The sequence below is a fragment of the Shewanella sp. BC20 genome, assembly GCF_003129585.1.
GTDB lineage: Bacteria > Pseudomonadota > Gammaproteobacteria > Enterobacterales > Shewanellaceae > Shewanella > Shewanella seohaensis.
Genome location: NZ_NHRI01000012.1, coordinates 119,798 through 140,168, shown reverse-complemented (window position 1 = coordinate 140,168; position 20,371 = coordinate 119,798). Strand labels below are relative to the sequence as shown.

General features: G+C 48.6%; 16 protein-coding genes. 11 read left to right on the top strand and 5 right to left on the bottom strand.

Features of this window, described 5'->3' with window-relative positions:
- Window positions 1-40: 40 nt before the first annotated feature.
- The 3 genes from CBX96_RS13695 to CBX96_RS13685 all read right to left on the bottom strand — a co-directional run bounded on the left by CBX96_RS13695 (window position 41) and on the right by CBX96_RS13685 (window position 2,640).
- Window positions 41-175 (bottom strand): DUF2474 family protein, encoded by a 135-nt coding sequence (locus CBX96_RS13695; protein ID WP_084789167.1) that lies wholly within the window; start codon window positions 173-175, stop codon window positions 41-43.
- Window positions 176-236: 61 nt separating this feature from the next.
- The gene (gene cydB, locus CBX96_RS13690; RefSeq protein ID WP_109287056.1) at window positions 237-1,244 is read right to left on the bottom strand and encodes a cytochrome d ubiquinol oxidase subunit II; all 1,008 of its coding nucleotides are present in this window, start codon (window positions 1,242-1,244) and stop codon (window positions 237-239) included.
- A 55-nt stretch (window positions 1,245-1,299) separates the two neighbouring features.
- Entirely contained in the window at window positions 1,300-2,640 is a 1,341-nt protein-coding gene (locus CBX96_RS13685; protein WP_109287055.1) for a cytochrome ubiquinol oxidase subunit I, read from the bottom strand.
- Window positions 2,641-2,785: 145 nt separating this feature from the next.
- Between CBX96_RS13685 and CBX96_RS13680 the strand changes: the two genes are divergently transcribed.
- Window positions 2,786-4,198, top strand: a complete 1,413-nt coding sequence (locus CBX96_RS13680; protein ID WP_109287054.1) for a PLP-dependent aminotransferase family protein — start codon at window positions 2,786-2,788, stop codon at window positions 4,196-4,198.
- Window positions 4,199-4,404: 206 nt separating this feature from the next.
- Window positions 4,405-5,697: an O-acetylhomoserine aminocarboxypropyltransferase/cysteine synthase family protein gene (locus CBX96_RS13675; RefSeq protein ID WP_023268366.1), complete on the top strand. Its 1,293-nt coding sequence runs from the start codon at window positions 4,405-4,407 to the stop codon at window positions 5,695-5,697.
- Window positions 5,698-6,049: 352 nt separating this feature from the next.
- Here the strand turns inward: CBX96_RS13675 and CBX96_RS13665 are convergent, their stop codons facing one another.
- Window positions 6,050-9,196, bottom strand: coding sequence for a DUF2339 domain-containing protein (locus CBX96_RS13665; RefSeq protein WP_109287053.1), 3,147 nt, complete (start codon window positions 9,194-9,196; stop codon window positions 6,050-6,052).
- Window positions 9,197-9,402: 206 nt separating this feature from the next.
- Window positions 9,403-10,536: a methyltransferase gene (locus CBX96_RS13660; protein WP_109287052.1), complete on the bottom strand. Its 1,134-nt coding sequence runs from the start codon at window positions 10,534-10,536 to the stop codon at window positions 9,403-9,405.
- Between the two features lie 234 nt (window positions 10,537-10,770).
- On the opposite strand from CBX96_RS13660, the gene CBX96_RS13655 reads away from it, so the two are divergent.
- The 9 genes from CBX96_RS13655 to CBX96_RS13615 all read left to right on the top strand — a co-directional run bounded on the left by CBX96_RS13655 (window position 10,771) and on the right by CBX96_RS13615 (window position 20,368).
- A complete protein-coding gene (locus CBX96_RS13655; RefSeq protein ID WP_375136847.1) occupies window positions 10,771-11,373 on the top strand; it encodes an alpha-ketoglutarate-dependent dioxygenase AlkB in 603 nt (200 codons plus the stop codon).
- 134 nt (window positions 11,374-11,507) lie between these two features.
- Complete coding sequence (locus tag CBX96_RS13650; protein ID WP_109287050.1) at window positions 11,508-11,828, top strand: BolA family transcriptional regulator; 321 nt, start codon at window positions 11,508-11,510, stop codon at window positions 11,826-11,828.
- A 203-nt stretch (window positions 11,829-12,031) separates the two neighbouring features.
- Window positions 12,032-13,147, top strand: coding sequence for a TRAP transporter substrate-binding protein (locus tag CBX96_RS13645; RefSeq protein WP_109287049.1), 1,116 nt, complete (start codon window positions 12,032-12,034; stop codon window positions 13,145-13,147).
- A 155-nt stretch (window positions 13,148-13,302) separates the two neighbouring features.
- The gene (gene luxS, locus CBX96_RS13640; protein WP_109287048.1) at window positions 13,303-13,812 is read left to right on the top strand and encodes an S-ribosylhomocysteine lyase; all 510 of its coding nucleotides are present in this window, start codon (window positions 13,303-13,305) and stop codon (window positions 13,810-13,812) included.
- A gap of 154 nt (window positions 13,813-13,966) precedes the next feature.
- Window positions 13,967-16,018 carry a TonB-dependent receptor domain-containing protein gene (locus tag CBX96_RS13635; protein ID WP_109287047.1) on the top strand — a complete coding sequence of 684 codons (2,052 nt, stop codon included), beginning with the start codon at window positions 13,967-13,969 and terminating at the stop codon, window positions 16,016-16,018.
- A 403-nt stretch (window positions 16,019-16,421) separates the two neighbouring features.
- On the top strand, window positions 16,422-17,756 hold the full coding sequence (locus CBX96_RS13630; protein ID WP_109287073.1) for a Na(+)-translocating NADH-quinone reductase subunit A: 1,335 nt from the start codon (window positions 16,422-16,424) through the stop codon (window positions 17,754-17,756).
- A complete protein-coding gene (locus CBX96_RS13625; RefSeq protein ID WP_011716068.1) occupies window positions 17,756-18,955 on the top strand; it encodes an NADH:ubiquinone reductase (Na(+)-transporting) subunit B in 1,200 nt (399 codons plus the stop codon). The genes CBX96_RS13630 and CBX96_RS13625 overlap by 1 nt, the downstream gene beginning before the upstream one ends.
- Window positions 18,948-19,736, top strand: coding sequence for a Na(+)-translocating NADH-quinone reductase subunit C (locus tag CBX96_RS13620; RefSeq protein ID WP_011621732.1), 789 nt, complete (start codon window positions 18,948-18,950; stop codon window positions 19,734-19,736). The genes CBX96_RS13625 and CBX96_RS13620 overlap by 8 nt, the downstream gene beginning before the upstream one ends.
- Window positions 19,736-20,368 (top strand): NADH:ubiquinone reductase (Na(+)-transporting) subunit D, encoded by a 633-nt coding sequence (locus tag CBX96_RS13615; protein WP_011621733.1) that lies wholly within the window; start codon window positions 19,736-19,738, stop codon window positions 20,366-20,368. Before CBX96_RS13620 ends, CBX96_RS13615 begins: the two co-directional genes overlap by 1 nt.
- Window positions 20,369-20,371 lie beyond the last annotated feature (3 nt).

Here is a 20,371-nt window from a genome sequence, read left to right as displayed (position 1 = left end):
TACCGCATAAATTTATTTTTTTGGGTTGAATATTGTTCGGTTAGGTCGTCAGCCCTGCGCCTTGCAGCAATATTTTAAGGCACAGGGAAACCAGCAGTAAGCAACTGACGCTGGTGCACCAAATCAGCAGTAACCAGCCGAGTCGTTTGGGGAGCGATGAAGTTTGAGTCGTCATAGCAATCTCCTAAGTTTGTGTTGCTGGCAGCCGAGTCTAGGCCGGCTGCATGAAATCGTTTTTAGTGATAACCCGCATCCTTGGTGACTTTGCCGCGAAACACGTAATAGCTCCAAAAGGTGTAGACCAAGATCAAGGGGATAATTATCAGTGCGCCGATGAGCATAAAGCCTAAGCTGCTTTCGGGGGCGGCCGCCTGCCAAAGGTTGATCGTCGGCGGAATAATATGTGGCCAGATGCTAATGCCTAAGCCACTAAAGCCTAAGAATATTAACGCGAGTGTTAGCAAGAAGGGGCGGAAGTCATCCTCAGTATTTAAGGCGCGGATAAGTGCCTTAGTGCAGAGCAATACCAGCAGAGGTACAGGCGCAAAATAGAATAAATTCGGCAGACTAAACCAACGCAGAGCAATATTGGGCTGTACGAAGGGCGTCCATAAACTGACGATTCCTATGCTCATCAGCAGGCAGATAGCGAGGACTTTAGCGATCTGCTGCATAGTCGTTTTAAGAGTGCCTGTGCATTTCTTCACTAACCAAGTTGCGCCAAGGAGCGCGTAGGCCAGCATCAGCCCAAAGCCACAGAAGAGTGAGAAAGGCGATAACCAATCGAAGCTGCTACCGCTAAATCTTTGTCCATCGACCGAAATACCTGAGATAAATGCGCCTAGCACTACGCCTTGAGCAAAGGTGGGAATAATCGAGCCGAACATAAAGGCTTTGTCCCAAAAGGGTTTGGTCTCTGCGCTGGATTTAAATCTAAATTCAAAGGCAACGCCGCGAAAAATCAGGGCGAGCAGCATGATTAGCAAGGGAATGGTCAAAGCTTCGAGCACTATAGCGTAGGCGAGGGGAAAGGCGCCGAGCAGGCTAGCACCACCGAGTACCAGCCAGGTTTCGTTACCATCCCACACTGGCGCGACAGTGTTGACCATTACATCCCTATCGTCTTCATCATGGATGAAGGGAAATAAGATGCCGATGCCAAGATCGAAACCATCCATCACTATGTACATGAGTGTGGCAAAGATGATGATCCCAAACCAAATCAGGGGTAAGTCGAATTCCATGGTGCACCTTTAAATGGGTTGATTAATCGAGTGACAAGATAAAATGCTTGGTTTGTTATTCATGGTTTTCAATCCCTTGCGCTACAGGCCCTTTGCTAATGAGTCGCATCATGTAGCGATATCCCACGCCAAAAATGCCGAAGTAACAGATAACGAACATCAACAGGCTGAGGCTTAAATGGGTCACACTGTGGGATGAAACGGCATCTTGAGTGCGCATTAATCCTTGTATAACCCAAGGTTGGCGACCAAGTTCAGTGGTAAACCAGCCCGCGAGGGTCGCGATTAATCCTGCCGGACCTAGCAAAAGTACAAAGCGCAGGAAGAGGCGATTGCTGTATAGCTTTTGCTTGCGTCTAAGGTAGAGGCTCCACACGCCCGCCAAAATCATCAGTACACCTAAGCCCACCATCACCCTAAAACTCCAAAAGACTAAGGGCACATTGGGCCAATCCTCGGCAGGAAACTCTGTGAGCGCTGGCACTTGCTTGGTTATATCGTGTTTTAAAATCAGACTGGCTAATCCCGGAATTTCCAAGCTGAAATGATTTGTTTGGCTATCCATATCGGGCATGGCGAATAAGATGAGCGGCGTGGGTTTTTCCCCTTCATTACGCCAGTGGCCTTCCATTGCAGCGATTTTTACTGGTTGATACACAAGGGTATTTAGCCCGTGAAAGTCACCAATGACCGCCTGAAGCGGTGCAACAATCAGTGCCATCCACATGGCCATGGAAAGCATTTTACGAATTGCGGGAGTATTCTTGCCTTTTAGTAAATGCCACGCGGCGGAGGCGCCTACAAAGAAGGCCGATGAGAGAAAGGCGGCAACCGTCATATGGGTTAAACGGTAGGGAAATGAAGGATTAAACACGATTTGCCACCAGTCGGTGGGGACGACTCGGTTATCAATGATTTCAAACCCCTGAGGTGTGTGCATCCAGCTATTGGAGGCGAGGATCCAAAAGGTTGAAATCACAGTGCCCGTGGCCACCATGCAAGTGGCAAAAAAGTGCAGTTTTTTGCCGACCTTATTTTGCCCAAACAGCATCACCCCAAGAAATCCCGCCTCGAGGAAAAATGCGGTCAGCACTTCATAGGTGAGCAGAGGGCCGGTTACGCTGCCCGCAAAGGCCGAAAAACCACTCCAGTGGGTGCCAAATTGGTAGGCCATCACTATGCCTGAGACCACGCCCATGCCGAAGTTAATGGCAAAAATCTTGACCCAGAATTGATAAAGCTGCTGATAAATCTGATTGTTTGTCTTCAACCAGAGTCCTTCTAACACGGCTAAGTAGGTGGCTAACCCAATAGTAATTGCGGGAAAGATAATGTGAAAAGAAACGGTAAAAGCGAATTGGATCCTCGCGAGTACGGTGGCATCAAAATCAAACATAGTGTCCTCAGGAGTGCAGCAAAGGGATGTGTGAATACCAGTCGGTCAGCGCCTCGGATTCGCGCCGCTGATGGCTTGTGTGCTATTAGACCATGGGGTAATCTTGCTATAACAGATACAGAATTGGCTGAATTAGCTATAACAGATGTCTAAATACCAGCAGTTAGCGCAGGATCTCAAAAACCGAATTACTCAAGGTGTCTGGCAGGCAGGGGATAAACTGCCCTCATTGCGGCAAACCGTGTCTGATTCGGGGCTGAGTTTAATGACAGTGCTGAACGCCTATCAATTACTCGAAAGCCAAGGCGTGATATTAGCGCAGGCAAAATCGGGTTACATAGTAGCGCCTCAGCCTGAAGTCTTTCGTTACCCAGAGACGCAACGACAGATCTATTTCTCCGATAAGGTCGATATTAACGAGTTTGTGTTTAGCGTATTACAGGCATCGAAACAGGCTGGGATTGTGCCCTTTGGCTCGGCATTTCCCGATCCCAGTTTATTTCCACAGCAAGCCTTGGCACGCTCGCTGGTTAAGGTCACTCGGCAGATGTCACCGTCGTTTGCGGCCGATAATCTTCCCCCAGGCAATGCTGGATTACGCAAGGCGATTTCCCAACGTTATGCCAAGTTAGGCATGAGCGTCTCGCCCGATGAAATTTTGATTACCTCGGGGGCGATGGAGGCGCTGAACTTGAGCTTAGCGGCGCTGACTCAGGCGGGAGACTGGGTTGTGATTGAATCGCCCGCTTTTTATGGCGCAATGCAAGCCATTGAGCGACTCAAACTGAGGGCGATTGCTGTCGCGACGGATCCCCGCGAAGGGATTGATCTTAACGCTTTGGCTGAAGTGCTGAAGAGCTATCCTGTCAAAGCCTGTTGGTTGATGAGTCTACATCAAAATCCCTTAGGCTGTAGTTTATCGGAACAGAAAAAACAGGCTATTTATCAACTGCTTTGTGAGCATAATGTCAGCCTGATTGAAGATGATGTGTATCAGGAGCTTTATGTCGGTTCGAGTGCGCCTAGGCCGATTAAAGCCTTAGATACCCAAGGCTGCGTACTGCATTGTGGTTCTTTTTCTAAATCCTTGATCGCAGGATATCGAGTCGGTTGGGTTGCCGCAGGGCGCCATGCTCCGCAATTGCAACGGTTGCAGTTAATGTCGACCCTCTCAACCAGTGCGCCTATGCAACTGGCCATCGCCGATTTTATTCAGTCGCCCCAATATGAGCGTCATTTAAAGCGCTTACGCCACACCTTAGCGGATCGCAAATTTGCCATGTATCAGTTACTGCGGGCTCACTTACCGGAGTCCGTGAGTGTGAACTTTGAGCCGGGCGGTTATTTCCTCTGGTTGGCATTGCCTGCCCATATGGATGCGACGCAGATATACCATAGCGCGCTTGAGCGAGGGATCAGTATTGCGCCGGGGAATCTCTTTAGTAATCAAGCAGAATTTCGCCATTTTATGCGCATTAATGCCTCCTACGACTGTTCATCTGAGATAGTGCGTGCGGTAAAAGCGCTCGCGCAACTCCTCTATCACTCCCCGAATTGATCCGCCAAAGTGTGAGCCGCTGCGGTGAATTCGTTAGCGACTCAAAAAAATTTAGACTTCTAGATGTCCATCTGTTAGCTTGGATGCAGTGCACAAATCTTGTGCGATCGGAGCATCAATTGGCGTAGCGCACATCCTCGATTTGCCTTGGGGAGTAGCTATGTTTGGGGAATGGCTTGGGGAATTTATTGGGGAAGGACACAAAGATGAAACTTGAATCACTGGCGTTACACCACGGATATGAATCAGAGGCGACCACGAAAGCCGCTGCGGTACCTATTTATCAAACCACTTCCTACACCTTCGATGATACCCAACATGGTGCTGATTTATTTGACTTAAAAGTCGCAGGCAATATCTACACGCGGATTATGAACCCGACGACCAGCGTGCTCGAGCAGCGGCTTGCGGCCATTGAAGGCGGCATAGGTGCACTCGCTGTTGCCTCGGGAATGGCAGCCATTACCTATGCGATTCAAGCCCTTACTCAGGTGGGTGACAATATTGTCAGTACCAGCCAACTCTATGGCGGCACTTATAATCTGTTTGCCCATACGCTGCCGCGCCAAGGAGTCGAAGTGCGGATGGCAGCCTTCGATGACTTTGAAGAGCTCGATGCTTTAATCGATGCTAAGACCAAGGCGCTATTCTGTGAGTCCATCGGTAACCCTGCCGGCAATATTGTTGACCTTAAACGTTTAGCCGAGATAGCCCATAAACACGGCGTGCCTTTAATCGTCGATAACACTGTCGCCACCCCTGTTTTATGTCGCCCGTTTGAACATGGCGCCGATATCGTTATCCATTCATTGACCAAATACATTGGCGGCCATGGTACGACGATTGGCGGTGTGATTATTGATTCGGGCAAGTTCGATTGGGTGGCCAACAAAGAACGCTTTGCTTTGCTCAATCAAGCTGATCCTTCTTACCATGGCGTGGTTTATACCGAAGCCTTTGGCGCCGCAGCCTTTATTGGACGTTGCCGCGTGGTGCCACTGCGTAATACTGGGGCGGCGCTTTCACCCCACAGTGCATTTTTGCTGCTACAAGGGCTGGAAACCTTGAGCCTACGTATGGAGCGTCACTGCTCGAATGCCTTGGCATTGGCCGAATACTTGATACTGCACCCTTCGGTCAGTTGGGTGAATTACGGCGCTTTGCCGAGCAGCCCGTATCGTGAAAATTGCCAAAAAATCACTGGCGGTAAAGCCTCTGGGATCATCAGTTTCGGGATTAAAGCGGCCACTCCCGAGGAGGGGAAAATCGCTGGCGGCAAGTTTATCGACGCGCTGCAGATGATTTTGCGCTTAGTGAACATTGGTGATGCCAAGTCGCTGGCCTGCCATCCCGCGAGCACCACCCACAGACAGTTGGATGCGAACGAGCTTGCCAGAGCCGGGGTGTCTGAGGACTTAATTCGAATCTCCGTTGGCATTGAACATATCGACGATATTATTGCCGATGTGGCGCAGGCGCTAGAAAAAGCCTTGGCTTAAATTAGGGCGTGTTGACGTTTCGAGATTAGATTTTGTTCGTTCTGGCAAGAACGTGCTCGCGAAACGAGGAATGATGTGTAGTTATTCTACTCAAATGACGAGCGGCTCTTATGACAGAAAGTAAGAGCAAGGGCTTGCCAGACGAACCCTTCGGGCAGCATTTGGCTGGCGTTTCTGCTGCGTTATCGTCCGTTTATGTAGAATAACTACACAGAACGGACTTTACCTTGCATAAAAGCCAGCCAAATTGCTGCAAAAATAACCCTGAAACGTCAATACGCCCTAGTAGATTGATTATTTGAATGAAAAGGCCGCTATTGTTAGCGGCCTTTTGCTTTGCATTACTGGTGACTTATTGGTTTGCTTCTTGTAGGCGATTACGCGCCTTTTGATAGAAGTAAGATACGGTCAGTAAGATCACCCCTATCACCATAAAGGCGATAACCTTTTGCACTAGCTCGAAGGATGCCATGTCCAGCAATAACACTTTGAGTGTGGCTAAGGTAAAGAGTCCGGCGGCGAGGCGGATCATATCTGCATGCTGGGGTTTTAGGCTGATAAACATCAACACGCTGCCATGCACGACGAGTAAAATGGCACTGAGTGGTGCGGCAATAATGTTATCGAACGCATAACTCCAGGTGAGATAACTCAGTGCGAGCAACCCGTGCCAGCCCCATTTGAGCCACTGCAGTGGTAAGAAACGCTGATGCAAACGAATAGCGACGCCGCGGCGCAAGATAAGTAGCGCGAGCAGGGCTAATGCCATCAATTCACAGAGGATCAATAACAGGTTATTCAGATCGAGTCTTAGTGACAACTCAAAGTGCAGCATTATCGGCAATAGCGCGAGCCCCAGACAAAGCCCGTAGGCCATGCTGTAGCTTGAGCGCACCGCGGCTTGGGTTTCTATGGCTATGTGCGCTATTAATCCTGTTTGCACGGCGCCATGTTTGGTGCGTCTTTGGATCAAGAGGGCAAAGTAGCCACTCAGCGCTAAAGCCGTCATCGACCATGCCACTACATCAACGCGGTTAAATCCATAGACCAATACGGCCAGCACTAGCGCGAAATAATAAGGGCTAAGTTGCCATTGCAGGGTTAGCAGTGATGCCCAAGGCTGGGCAAGCTTGCGATAACGCAGCAGTACAAAGCCCATGACTAGGGCGCCAATCAGCAGTGCGATAAGCCCTTGCCAAACTTCAAACAGGCACAAGCTGGCGGTGGTGAGTATTGCCAGCCAAGTCAAAATCTTGGTTTCAATCTCGAGGGCTTTATGCTTGATAAAATAGGCAAGGGCGAGGCTGAACAAACTGCTGAGCCAGAGTGCAACCGCGGTAAACTCCCAATAACTGCGTATTACCTTAGGCAATAACATCAGCGGCAGTAGCAGATAACAGCCGAGCTGTATCTGCTTGGCGGCTTGGGCGAACAGCGAACTTGGATAATGCTTACGATACCAATAGTGGGCCAGCAGCATGGCGGCGAACAATTCGATGCGTGCCAGCTTGGCCATCAGTGGCTGCGCACTAAAGCTCAGGCTGTCAGTAAGGGTCACGCCTTCAACCACAGTAAATAAGAGTGGCAGTAGCAAGAGCCAAGCGGCAAACTCGCTGACCATCAACTTGTCTTTACCACTTAAATACAACAGCAACAGACTCACGAGCGGGATGATGGCGAGATAATAATCGCTGCTGACAAGGAAAGCCGCCAGCAAAAGGGTCGCCGCATAAAAACCGCTGAGTAACTCTTTGAGTAAATAGCTCAGTTGCCGCTCGAGCCGTGACAGTGGCAACTCATCATTGCCAATTTGGCGGATAACAAATAGTAGGGCCGCCGCGCTTAAGGCTAAGGTGAGCAGCGGGAACCCAAGTGCCGCCACCGGCGTTTGCTCGCCAAGTCCGAGCAGGGAAAAACCTGTCAGCACTGCATATAAATTGAGCATCAGCCCTGTCAGCAATAACACATAGGCTTCGGCACGTACCGAAATCAGTTTTTCCTTAAGGCCAATCCAGAGCAGCAGCAATGCTTCGAGGATAAGCACTAATCCGAGAAAATCATGGCTTAACAGATAAAGGGCGGCAAAAGCGGCAAAACTGCCGCCAAAGACTAATAAGAGACTGCGCTGGGGCGGGGCGAGTCGAAACTTGAGCTTAACGTATAAGCCCGCACAGATGAGTGCGTTGGCGATAAAAATCTCCCCGGCAAATGGCGTAAATTGGGTGATTTCGAAGAGAGCAAATGCCAGCAGGGCTATCGGCAGAACTAGGGCTCTATGGCTGAGTGAGGTCGTTGAAGGATTCACCATAAACCCATATAGACCATAGAGATAAAACAGTGCGTTAATGCTTACTAGGGCGAGCACTGCAGCGCCACCCCATTGGGTGAGCGGTAAATCGACAAAATAGCTGAAGGCTTCGATGCAGGCGATATGCAGGAAGGCGGTGATTTCCAGCAGTAATGGCCAGTGTAATTTACGGCTTTGGGCGAGGGCGCCCGCACCAATCAGTAGTAGATAGGGAATATACAGTAGCGGCGCATAGCTTTGGGATAGCAGCATCATAGGTGCCATCGAGCCGCCGACTAAGGCAATGACGGCTATGATCTTGGCATCGAGCCGCATCGACAGGCCATAGCCCGCTAAGGTTATCAATAGCAGCAGGATAAAGCTGGCACTATTGGGGATAATCTCAAAGTAAGGGCCAATAAAATAGGCGCAGAGATAGTTTAGGATGAGGCCTAATCCGACAATCCCAGAGCCAAAGTCGGCCATGCCCGCCCTTTTTTGGCGGATAAAAATCCCGCCCGCAATAATCGCATTGGCGCAGCCAAAACCCAGCAGGGCTTTGCCGAGTTCGGAAAACCAATGGTTAATGGAATATTGCAGTAGATAACCAAAGCCTAGGGTCAGGGTGATGATGCCCGCGACTGTCATCAAAAACACTGGGCCTAAGCCCTTAGCTTGATAATGCTGATAAAAGCCTTTGACCTGTTCAGAGATGGCCGCAAATGGCGCCATTATTGCGGCAACGCCTTGGGATAATATGGTCTCTAACTGACTGGTGGCCTGCACACCCACTTCAAGTCCGGCTTGCTGAGAAAAGGCCTTATCTTTCTGCGAATCATCCTGCTGCGAATCCTCAGGTGAATGCATGGCTTTTGAGGGAGCCTTTGCGTGGCGCTGCCAAGGGTCGTCTTGCCAAGGATTTGCCTCGGGCATTTGTGGTTGGATATGGGGGGTAAGATCTTCAGATTGCAGTGAAACGCGCTCATACCCTGAATCCATCGTCGTGCCGAATGGCGCCGTGATATCGTCCACACTCGCGGATGGGGTGGTGAGAGGGCCATTGTCTTGCTGCTCAAGCTGAAGACTGAGGCTGTCGAGCTTGGCCGAGAATTCTGCCAGTTGGCGGCTGAGTGAAGATTGCTGCGACAGGTGCTGCAGTTTTAACTGCGCCAATTCTGCCTTGAGTTGGTCAACGTCATCCTTTAACGGCATCTCTATATCCTAAATATGCTTTCCATATCCATGGGGCATAAAAGTCTAAGTGACTCACTTTTATGCATTTGCTGCCGAAGATTGTACTGACAACTTAGGGGGACGGCTAGCGAAAAGCCGTTATTCAGTATGCGCTGATGCTGGAATGAAAAGAGAGAGCAAAGATAGCGCCATGATTTTGCCCTATCTTTGCTGAGCTAAAGCGGTTATTTCTGCGCTTGCAGGATCACAAATTTGCCGTTGGAGGCAACAGTAGTGCAGTTTTTAAATAAACGCTGCAATTTCACGTGGTAAGCCAAATGGCGATTACCCACTATATGTAAAATGCCGCCATTTTTGAGTCGGCGACGCGCGTCTAAAAACATCTGCCAAGCAATATGATCGGTAATCGCTTCACCCTGATGGAAGGGCGGGTTGCAGAGCACTAAATCGGGTTCGACTCCATCGGGTAAATGGGTCATACAATCATCCCAATGAAAATGGCCTTTTTGTGCGGGGAGTTGGTTGTTTGCCCAGTTAGCTTTTGCCGAGGCCACAGCCATTTCGGAATCATCAATAAAATGGATATCGGCATTTGGGTATAACTGGGCGGCACGCAGACCGAGCACGCCATTACCACAACCTAGGTCGACAATTGTTTTAAAATCGCCCTGAGGGAGGTTATCCAACATAATGCGTGCGCCGATATCGAGTTTATTGGCGGCAAACACATTGCTTAAATTACTGATGTGGAGATTAAATTCGGGAATATCCCAAGTGATTTCCTTTGGCAAGGCACGTGGCTTACCATCGCTAATACAGGTGATGACGCGGGTTTTCTTCCACGCGAGGCTGGCGCTCGCTGGCCCTAAGTATTTGGCAAAGACTTCCAATAAGCTGGCGTTGATTGACTTGGCTTTTGCACCAACCAACACTTTGCAGCCCGCGGGCAACACTTGGGATAAGCGCATTAGCTGGTGGGCAAAGTAAGTGAGGTTTTTAGGCAGCTTCATCAACACGAGGGCGATATCGCCTGGCAAGGCATAGCGACTGGTAAACCAGGTGAGGTTATCCATAGGCAACTGATTGCGATGATGATTTTGCTCTGCACCTAAAAAACTGGTTCTGGCATCGGTTTCGACATTTAGTGGCCAATCGGGAGTGAGCCGCGATAGGGCACAGCTTAAGGCACCAAAGCTGTCGTTGATAATGGCCGTTGGCACTGCGGTTTGTCCGCCTTCGACTAGGGTGTTAATCAAATGCTCGTCTGCCGCATCCCAAGCTTGGAGATTGGATTCCTGCGAAGCGGGGTAGCGAAATAGTTCAAGCTCAATCCCTGCCACTGAAAATTGTGTCGTCATCTTTGTACTATGCCAATAAAAACGGCGCCAATAAAAATGCTGCCAATAAAAATAAGGCGCAGATTATCGCAGATTTCCCCTCATCGTGCGATGCTTGCCTGAGGTTGTGTATCCGCTTACGCATTTATGGTTAATTGAGCGGGGTCAATCACGTCGTCAGTCGTAATAAGGTGCTGCATGAAACAAGTCGATTTAGGACTCGAGCCTGAGGTCAATATTGAAGCTGATAGCGGCATGTCTTGCGCCCATCATCAAGGTGAGACACTGGTCGAGCCGCCTATCACCTTAGTTAGGGATTATTTGAATGTGGCGCAGCAACATGCCTTGCTCAAGGAGGCCGAATCTTACCCGCTGAGTCGCCCACAAATTCAAGTGTTTGGGGAATATCATGCTATTCCAAGGCTGCAGGTTTGGTATGGCGATGCGGGATGCGACTACTTATATTCAGGGCTATTTATTCGTGCTCTGCCTTGGCCTAAGTATTTGCAAAAATTGCGCGACAAACTGCAGCGGGATTTTGGACTAGGCAGCAATGGTGTGTTAGTGAATCGCTATGCCGATGGTCAAGATTGCATGGGCGCCCACAGCGATGATGAGCCCGAGATTGCTTGCGGCAGTGATATCGCCTCTATCAGCCTTGGCGCCTCGCGGGATTTTGTGATTAAACATAAACACAGCAAGGTGAAATACACTATTAGCCTGCACAGTGGTGACTTACTGATTATGCACTGGCCAATGCAGCAAGATTGGTTACATAGCGTGCCTAAGCGCTTAAAGGTTAAGGAGCCCCGCTGGAACTACACTTTTAGGCAATTGATTGTTAATTATCATGGCTGATTGAAAGCTAAATCATTTCATACTGTTGTTAAATTGGCTCAGTTTAAAGCCGCAAAGCTAACGTTGGGATTTGATCTTTTGTACTTGAAGCAGTACTCTGCGGCCACTGGATTTTCCCATGTTGAGATTTGAATATGTCCAATACCCATTCGCAGGGCACAGTGGCACAGACCATTGATAAGAAGCTGACCGAAAGCTTCTCGCCAACTCATTTAGAAGTCCTTAACGAAAGCCATCGTCACCATGTTCCGCCAAATTCAGAGACTCACTTTAAAGTGGTTGTCGTCAGTGATGAATTTGAAGGCCTTCGCTTACTTGCCCGCCATCGTTTGGTAAACAATTGTTTAGCCGATGAATTAGCGAACGGTGTGCATGCACTTTCTATCCATACCTTCACTCAGAGTGAATGGGCTAAGGATGTTGAAGTGCCTAAAACGCCAAATTGCCGCGGTTAATTGCGCCCCTGATTTTATAAAAGCCACGTTATCAACGTGGCTTTTTTGTTTTAGGTCAAATAGAGGAAATTATTGGGTTTCCCTCCCTAACTTTATGTGTTAACAATATGTTTTATTTCAGCAGTATTAAGCGTTCAGCGTTCGATAAAAGAACGCTAATTTTCATACTGTTAACTGGTTATTTGTCTTCAGGGAGAGGTTTGATGCGTCATTTGGGGAGTCTATTGCTTGCGGTATTACTGATTGGACTCGGTGGGTGTAATCCTGCGCCTTCACAGACCGAACAGATTTCTGCATCGCCTCATCCTGACTCGGCTCCCGCCAAAGAGGTGATTGAGTGGCGCTTAGCCACGTCGTGGCCGAAAAACTTCGCTGGTTTAGGCATGGCGCCTGAGCGTTTTGCTAAGCTGGTGAACGACATGTCCCATGGTCGTTTGCAAATTCATGTGTATGGCGCGGGTGAACTCATGCCTGCCTTTGCGGTATTCGACGGGGTGAGCCAAGGTAAAGTGCAGATGGCCCACGCCGCCTCCTATTATTGGAAGGGGAAAGCGCCCGCCTCACAGTTTTTTTCTTCTATCCCCTTTGGTATGACGGCCCAAGAGATGAACGGCTGGCTGCATTATGGTGGCGGCATGGCTCTGTGGGAGGAAGTCTATCGCCCCTTTGGTATTATCCCTTTAGCGGGTGGCAATACGGGTATGCAAATGGGCGGCTGGTTTAATAAACCCATCAATACCATTGCCGACTTTAAAGGCTTGAAGATCCGTATGCCTGGCCTCGGGGGCGAAGTGCTGAAACGTGTCGGTGCCGTTCCCGTTAATATGGCGGGCAGGGAGCTTTATGGCGCTTTGCAAACGGGGTCGATTGATGCGGCTGAGTGGGTTGGGCCAGTGAATGACCTTGCCTTTGGCTTACATAAAGTCGCCAAATATTACTATTATCCCGGCTGGCATGAGCCAGGCTCTAATATGGAGTTCTTGATCAATAAAGCCGCCTTTGAGAGCCTGCCCGAAGATTTGCAGGCCATAGTCAAAGGCGCTGCGCGTGCTATCAATCAAGATATGTTGGACGAATACACCACGCGTAACGTGACCGCCCTTGAAACCTTAGTAAAAGACGAGGGTGTGGTGCTGAAGGCATTCCCGCCGGAGGTGCTTAGTGAGCTTGAACGTATTTCACAGCAGGTCATTGAAGAGCAAGCGGAGCAGGATCCTATGATGCGCAAAGTGTACCGCGCTTACCATGCCTATGAGCAAGGGGTGCGTGAGTATCATAAGATTTCAGAGGATGCTTACAGCCAGCAGCGCCAGCACTAATGCTGCTAATTTGAACAAAATGTTCATATTAGCGTCTGATTGATATGAGATGATTTCATCTTACATTATCTTGTTATCGACCGAATCCATTTGGTGTTATGCTTGCGCCCATAAACCGATAGCGGTTGTATCGCCCTAAGAATTTGGAGAGCCCTATGCCATTACTTGATAGCTTTACCGTTGACCATACACGGATGAATGCGCCAGCCGTGCGCGTTGCCAAACATATGAGTACCCCCAAAGGCGATGCCATTACCGTATACGATCTGCGTTTTTGTGCACCGAATAAAGATATCCTCAGCGAGCGCGGTATCCATACCCTAGAGCATTTGTTTGCGGGCTTTATGCGTGATCATCTTAATGGCAGCGATGTTGAAATTATTGATATTTCACCAATGGGATGCCGCACTGGTTTCTACATGAGCCTGATTGGCTCGCCTAGCGAGCGCCAAGTGGCCGATGCATGGCTTGCCTCTATGGAAGATGTGCTCAAAGTGGTTGAGCAATCTGAAATTCCTGAGCTTAACGAGTATCAATGTGGCACTTATCAGATGCACTCGTTAGAACAAGCCCAAGATATTGCCCGTAACATTATCGCCGCAGGCGTGAGTGTTAACCGCAACGACGACTTAAAACTCAGCGATGAGATCTTAGGTCAACTCTAAGCTTTGCTGGGCTAGCGCATTCTGCGCTAGCGAGGTTCAAAGTGTTAGCGTCAAGAAAGCGACATTCGTCGCTTTTTTTTTCGAGTAAATTCAGCTATTTTACAAAATAACAACAAAAACGCCGTACGCTAACAAACACTTTTGGGAGCTTGGTATGTCCAGTCGCTACTTTGTGATGTCGCTGACCGCGCTTGCGGTTTCCTGTGTTTACCCTAATACACTTAATGCAAACCCGCTCCATTCTCATACGCTCGATCTGATTGAACTCAATAACCAGTATCACTCCAGTGATGATGGAATGCAGTTGAGTTACTTAAACAGCCTAACTTTATTGCGAGCCGACCACAGCGGAAACAGTACGAATATCAGTATGCGCTCCGCCAGCCAAGGTGTGGCTGTGATGCAAGATAGGGTGTACTTCTCACCCGCACCATATTCGGCGCCGCAGTTGCAGCTACTGCCTAAACTTTTACTACAACAAAATGTCACGAGTACACCACTGGCAAATATGACGGTAGGCGGGCAGGGGGCCTTTGGGGTGGTGAATTACCAGAGCCTTGAAATTGCCGACCAACCTCAGTCTGGTAGTTTTCAGGTTGAAGGGGCGACGGATTCCGACTTCAATGCCGGCATGACATGGGGTGTTAAGCAAAAGGAATATGGAGCCTTATTCGCGGCGAATTATCTTCAAGAACAAGGTGATGCAAACTTTTTCAACGGCAGTGATGCCGACAGAAAAAAAACTGACCTGCTGTTTAAGGTCAACGCAGCCAGTTTGCTCGGGGCTCGTAGTCCGCAGCAAACAGAATTTAACTACCAATTTATCGATGATGACAGTTATCGCTCACAGCTTGGTATCACGGCAGCGGACTGGCAACAGGATCCCTTACTCTTATATTCGGCAACGGCACAAGATAAACACCAGGGGCGGCAGCACAAGTATCAGCTATCACACCAAGTGGATTTAGGCGGCAGTAAAGTGATCACTGACTTCTACTATCAGTCCTATTCACAACAACTGAACCAACTTGGCTTGTTTAATGGGCAAGAGATTGATGCTGCAACGCTTGCGGACATCGCCGCCTTTGACCGTGCGCCAACCGCGGATGCTAATGATGTCGCTCTGCTCGTCCAAGACAACGATTACAGCGCCTTTGGCGCCCAGACCCAAGCCATAAACCAATATGGCGAACATCAAATTATTTACAGCGCTCGTTATCATACGGATAAGGCCGAAATGCACTTTGGCGAGCAAACGGTGTTATGGCAAGCGGATAGAAGTCTGATGGCTGATGAGTCAAACGCCCTGTTTGCTTTTACCGATGATGCCACTGCGCTGACGTCGGCCATCGATTCGTTATTCCGTTGGCAAGGCATGCAAATCAAGTTAGGGCTTACTTACGAGCATGTGAGTGTTAATCGTGAAGTGAAGCAAGCGTTCGCGGGGCTGGATGAAGCGGATTTCTCCGATAGTGATTGGATGCCGCAATTAGGTGTTCTCTATGATGCAGGCGATTGGCGTTTTAGTACCGATATCCGTCGTGCCTGGACTGCGGCAAGCGCGGGGAATACCACCCAAGAGGCTCAGGTGTCGCTCCACTATCAAGTGAGCGCCCAATATGCGCGCGAGGGGATAAAAGCGGATTTACGGGCCTATGTGCAAGAGTTCGATAATTTACATGTGGACTGCGATAGCTATTCGATGTGCGCCGATGAACGCTTGTTAACCCAAGAGAATATTCCCGATGTGCTCACCTATGGTGTAGAACTTGGCCTTGGCTATCGCTGGGATCTGGGTGGGGTAGAGCTACCCTTAGGGCTAAATTATCAATATCTTAGCGCCGAGTATCAAACCAGCACTTGCACCGATGTTCAAGGCTGTGTTCTAGAGGGAGAGAGATTGGCTTGGTTACCCGAGCATCAATTGCAATTGAGTGCGGGGGTTAACTATGGCGAATATCAACTAAATCTTGAGGCGGCCTATCAATCGGAGCGGAATTTCAGCCAATTTGGCAGCGAACTGCAACAGGTTTCGGGCCAATGGCGGGTCGATTTAGCGGCAAACTATGATTTTGATAAACACCATAGGTTGTATATTCGCGTCGAAAACCTACTCGATGAGTCCTTAGTCACCACAGCATCAAATAGCGGAATTCGGTCTGAAAATGGACGGATCAGCTATTTGGGTTATCAATGGCGTTTTTAAACTGAATTAAATCTTGTTTAAAGATTATTCAAGGGGAAAGCAAAAAGGTCGTGTTAATCCTCGCCATAAAGAGGTATCGACCTTTCGCTAAATTATTTCTTTTAAAATTAATGTTATAGTATTTGACGACCGTAATATTTTCTCTTTCTGAGCCCTCACTCGGTCGGAAGGTGAACGCTGTAGCGCATGATTCTTTTAAATCCTTATTTGAGGTTTGAAATCACCTATAATTTTCGTGGCGATGCCACGGCAATTGGGGTAAAATGCGCGCGACCAGCGTGATTGCGATCGCATTTCTGTGATAAATCTGCGCTAGCTCAATGCAGTAGGTTTTGTTTAAAACCTCAGTATTTAGCAGGAACGCGGCGCATTGTCTTTCCTTCAAAACGTAGTGCTTGTGGATATGATTACAATTAAGAAAGGATTGGAACTGCCTATAGCAGGCGGACCAGAGCAAGTTATCCATAATGGCCCAGCCATTAAACATGTAGCTACTTTGGGTGAAGAGTATATTGGCTTACGTCCAACGATGAAGATCAAAGTGGGCGATAAAGTACAAAAAGGTCAGGTGATTTTCGAAGATAAGAAAAATCCTGGCGTAAAATATACGGCTTTAGCCAGTGGTACTATATTAGACATTAACCGGGGCGCCCAGCGTGTGCTGCAGTCTGTTGTTATTCAAGTAGAAGGGAACGAAAGCGTTGCCTTTGCTAAGTATGACGCCACTGCTCTCGATACGCTAGACTCGCAACTGGTCCGTGACAACCTGATCGAATCAGGCTTATGGACTGCATTGCGTACACGTCCTTTCAGCAAAGTGCCTGCCGTAGATTCTTCTGCCGCTGGTATTTTTGTAACCGCGATTGATACGCAACCCCATGCCGCCGATCCTGTTGTAGTGATCCGTGAGCATAAAGAAGATTTTGCTAATGGTCTTAAGGTCTTAGCAAGACTTACCGAAGGTAAAGTTTACCTTTGTAAAGCGCCTGGCGCCGATATTCCTGCCGCTAATGCCCAAGTTGAAGAATTTGCCGGTGTTCACCCTGCGGGTCTTGTTGGTACTCATATCCATTTCCTACTTCCAGCTTCTGCAAAACGTACTGTTTGGCATGTCGGTTACCAAGATGTAATAGCCATTGGTCAGCTATTTACTACCGGTCAACTGAATACCGAACGCGTGGTCGCGATTGCCGGTCCTAAAGCGGCTAAGCCACGTTTGGTTCGCACTGTTTTAGGTGCAAGCACGACTGAACTGACCGCGGGCGAAACCTTAGATGGTAACGTACGTGTTGTTTCAGGTTCTGTGCTGAATGGCCGTACTGCTGTAGGTCCTCAAGGATATTTAGGTCGTTACCACGCGCAGGTGAGTCTGTTAGAAGAAGGCACTGAAAAAGAATTCTTTGGTTGGGTGTTACCAGGCTCAAACAAATACTCTATTACCCGTGCATTCCTTGGCCACTTAAGCGCTTCTCGTCTGTTCAACATGACAACGAGCACTGGTGGTTCAGACCGCGCTATGGTGCCAATTGGCAACTACGAGCGTGTAATGCCATTGGATATTCTTCCTACTATGTTGCTGCGTGACCTGATCTCAGGTGACTTTGACGGTGCTGCCACTTTAGGCGCGTTAGAGTTGGATGAAGAAGATCTCGCACTGTGTACGTTCGTATGTCCAGGCAAATATGACTACGGTTCATATTTGCGTGACTGTTTAGATACGATCGAGAGGGAAGGCTAATGAGCTTGAAAGATTTTTTCGAACGTATTGAACCCGACTTTGAAAAAGGCGGTAAATACGAAAAGTTTTATGCCCTCTTCGAAGCGGCATACACCATTTTTTATACGCCAGGTAAAGTGAACAAGGGTAAAACCCACGTTCGCGACAACATCGACCTGAAACGTATGATGATCACGGTTTGGGCCTGTGCCTTCCCAGCGATGTTCGTGGGTATGTACAACGTAGGTCTGCAAGCACAACTTGCGCTAATCGCGGGTTTTGCAACGCCTGACGTATGGCAAGTGAGCCTGTTCGGCATGTTCGGTACCGAACTGACCGCCAACTCTGGCTGGCCAGCACTGATGTGGTACGGCGCCTGTTTCTTCCTGCCTATCTACGCGGTGACCTTCGCCGTGGGTGGTATTTGGGAAGTGCTGTTTGCCGCTATCCGTGGCCACGAAGTTAACGAAGGTTTCTTCGTTACCTCTATCCTGTTCGCGTTAACCCTGCCTGCAACTATCCCATTGTGGATGGTGGCCTTAGGTATCACCTTCGGTGTGGTTGTGGCTAAAGAAGTGTTCGGTGGTACTGGTCGTAACTTCTTAAACCCAGCATTAGCCGGTCGTGCCTTCCTGTTCTTCGCTTACCCACTGAACATGTCTGGTGACACTTCATGGGTTGTGGCTGACGGGTACTCTGGTGCAACGGCTCTGAGCCAAGCGGCAGCGGGTACTTTAGATTACACATTCAACCAAAACTGGTGGGATGCGTTCTTCGGTTTCATTCCTGGCTCTGTGGGTGAAGTATCGACTCTGGCGATTCTGTTAGGTGGTCTGGTTATCATCTATACCCGTATCGCTTCATGGCGCATCGTTGGCGGCGTGATGGTCGGTATGATTGCTATCTCTACACTGTTAAATGTGATCGGTAGCGACACTAACCCAATGTTTGCAATGCCTTGGTACTGGCACTTAGTGTTAGGTGGTTTTGCATTTGGCATGATGTTTATGGCGACTGACCCAGTGTCGGCGTCGTTCACTAACCAAGCTAAATGGGCATACGGTATCTTGATTGGTGCAATGGCTGTGTTTATCCGCGTGATTAACCCTGCATTCCCAGAAGGCATGATGTTAGCGATTCTGTTTGCTAACTTGTTCGCGCCATTGTTCGACCACTTCGTGGTTCAGGCAAATATCAAGCGGAGGATTGCTCGTGGCTAGTAATAAAGATTCGTTCGGCAGAACGTTATTTATCGTCGTTGGCTTATGTCTAATTTGTGCGATATTCGTGTCGACTGCGGCAGTATTACTGCGCCCAACTCAAGCAGAAAATAAGCTGCTTGATAAGCAAAAGTACATCCTCGAAGCTGCGGGTCTGATTGACACGAAAGCGGGCAAAGTAACCAAAGCTCAGATTTTGGATACTTACAGCAAGCACATCGAAGCTAAGTTAGTTAACTTAAAAACCGGTGATTGGGTTGAAGGTGTTGATGCCAACACATTCGATCAACGCAAAGCGTCTCGCGATGTGAAAACCTCATTTGTACCTGAAAACGACATCGCTTCTGTTAAGCGTGTTGCTGAAGATGCAGTTGTTTATTTAGTGCGTGACGAACAAGGTAAGTTAACCAGCGTGATCCTGCCAGTTCATGGTTATGGCCTGTGGTCGACTATGTATGCTTTCCTCGCGTTAGATGCTGATCTGAACACGATCCAAAGCTTAGTGTACTACGAGCAAGGTGAAACCCCTGGTCTTGGTGGTGAAGTCCAAAACGCTCAGTGGAAAGCGAAATGGCACGGTAAGAAGTTATTTGATGAGCAAGGTAACATTGCTATCAGCGTAACTAAAAACCCAGCCGTTGCTAGCACTGAATACGGTGTGGATGCATTATCCGGCGCGACTCTTACCAGTAACGGTGTTCAACACTCTCTGACATTCTGGTTAGGTAAAGAAGGTTTTGCGAGTTTCATTGAAAAAGCACGCAATGGAGGTCTCAGCTAATGTCTGACGCTAAAGAACTGAAACAGGTTCTGACTGGACCTATCGTCAACAACAACCCGATTGCATTACAAGTACTTGGTGTATGTAGTGCGTTAGCGGTAACGAGCAAGCTCGAAACTGCACTGGTAATGGCGTTGGCATTAACTGCGGTAACAGCGTTTTCTAACCTGTTTATCTCAATGATCCGTAACCATATTCCTAGCAGCGTACGTATTATCGTACAGATGACCATTATTGCCTCTCTGGTAATCGTGGTTGACCAATTGCTGCAGGCTTATGCTTATCAGATTTCTAAGCAGTTATCGGTATTCGTGGGCCTTATCATTACGAACTGTATCGTAATGGGTCGCGCTGAAGCCTATGCGATGAAAACACCGCCAATGATGAGCTTTATGGATGGTATCGGTAACGGTTTAGGTTACGGTGCGATTCTGTTAGCTGTTGGCTTCGTGCGTGAACTGTTTGGTAACGGTTCTCTGTTCGGTGTTCAAATCCTGCACAAGATCTCTGAAGGTGGCTGGTATCAACCAAACGGTCTGTTATTACTGCCGCCAAGTGCGTTCTTCCTGATCGGTATTCTGATTTGGATTATTCGTACCTATAAGCCAGAGCAAGTTGAAGCAAAAGGGTAATTT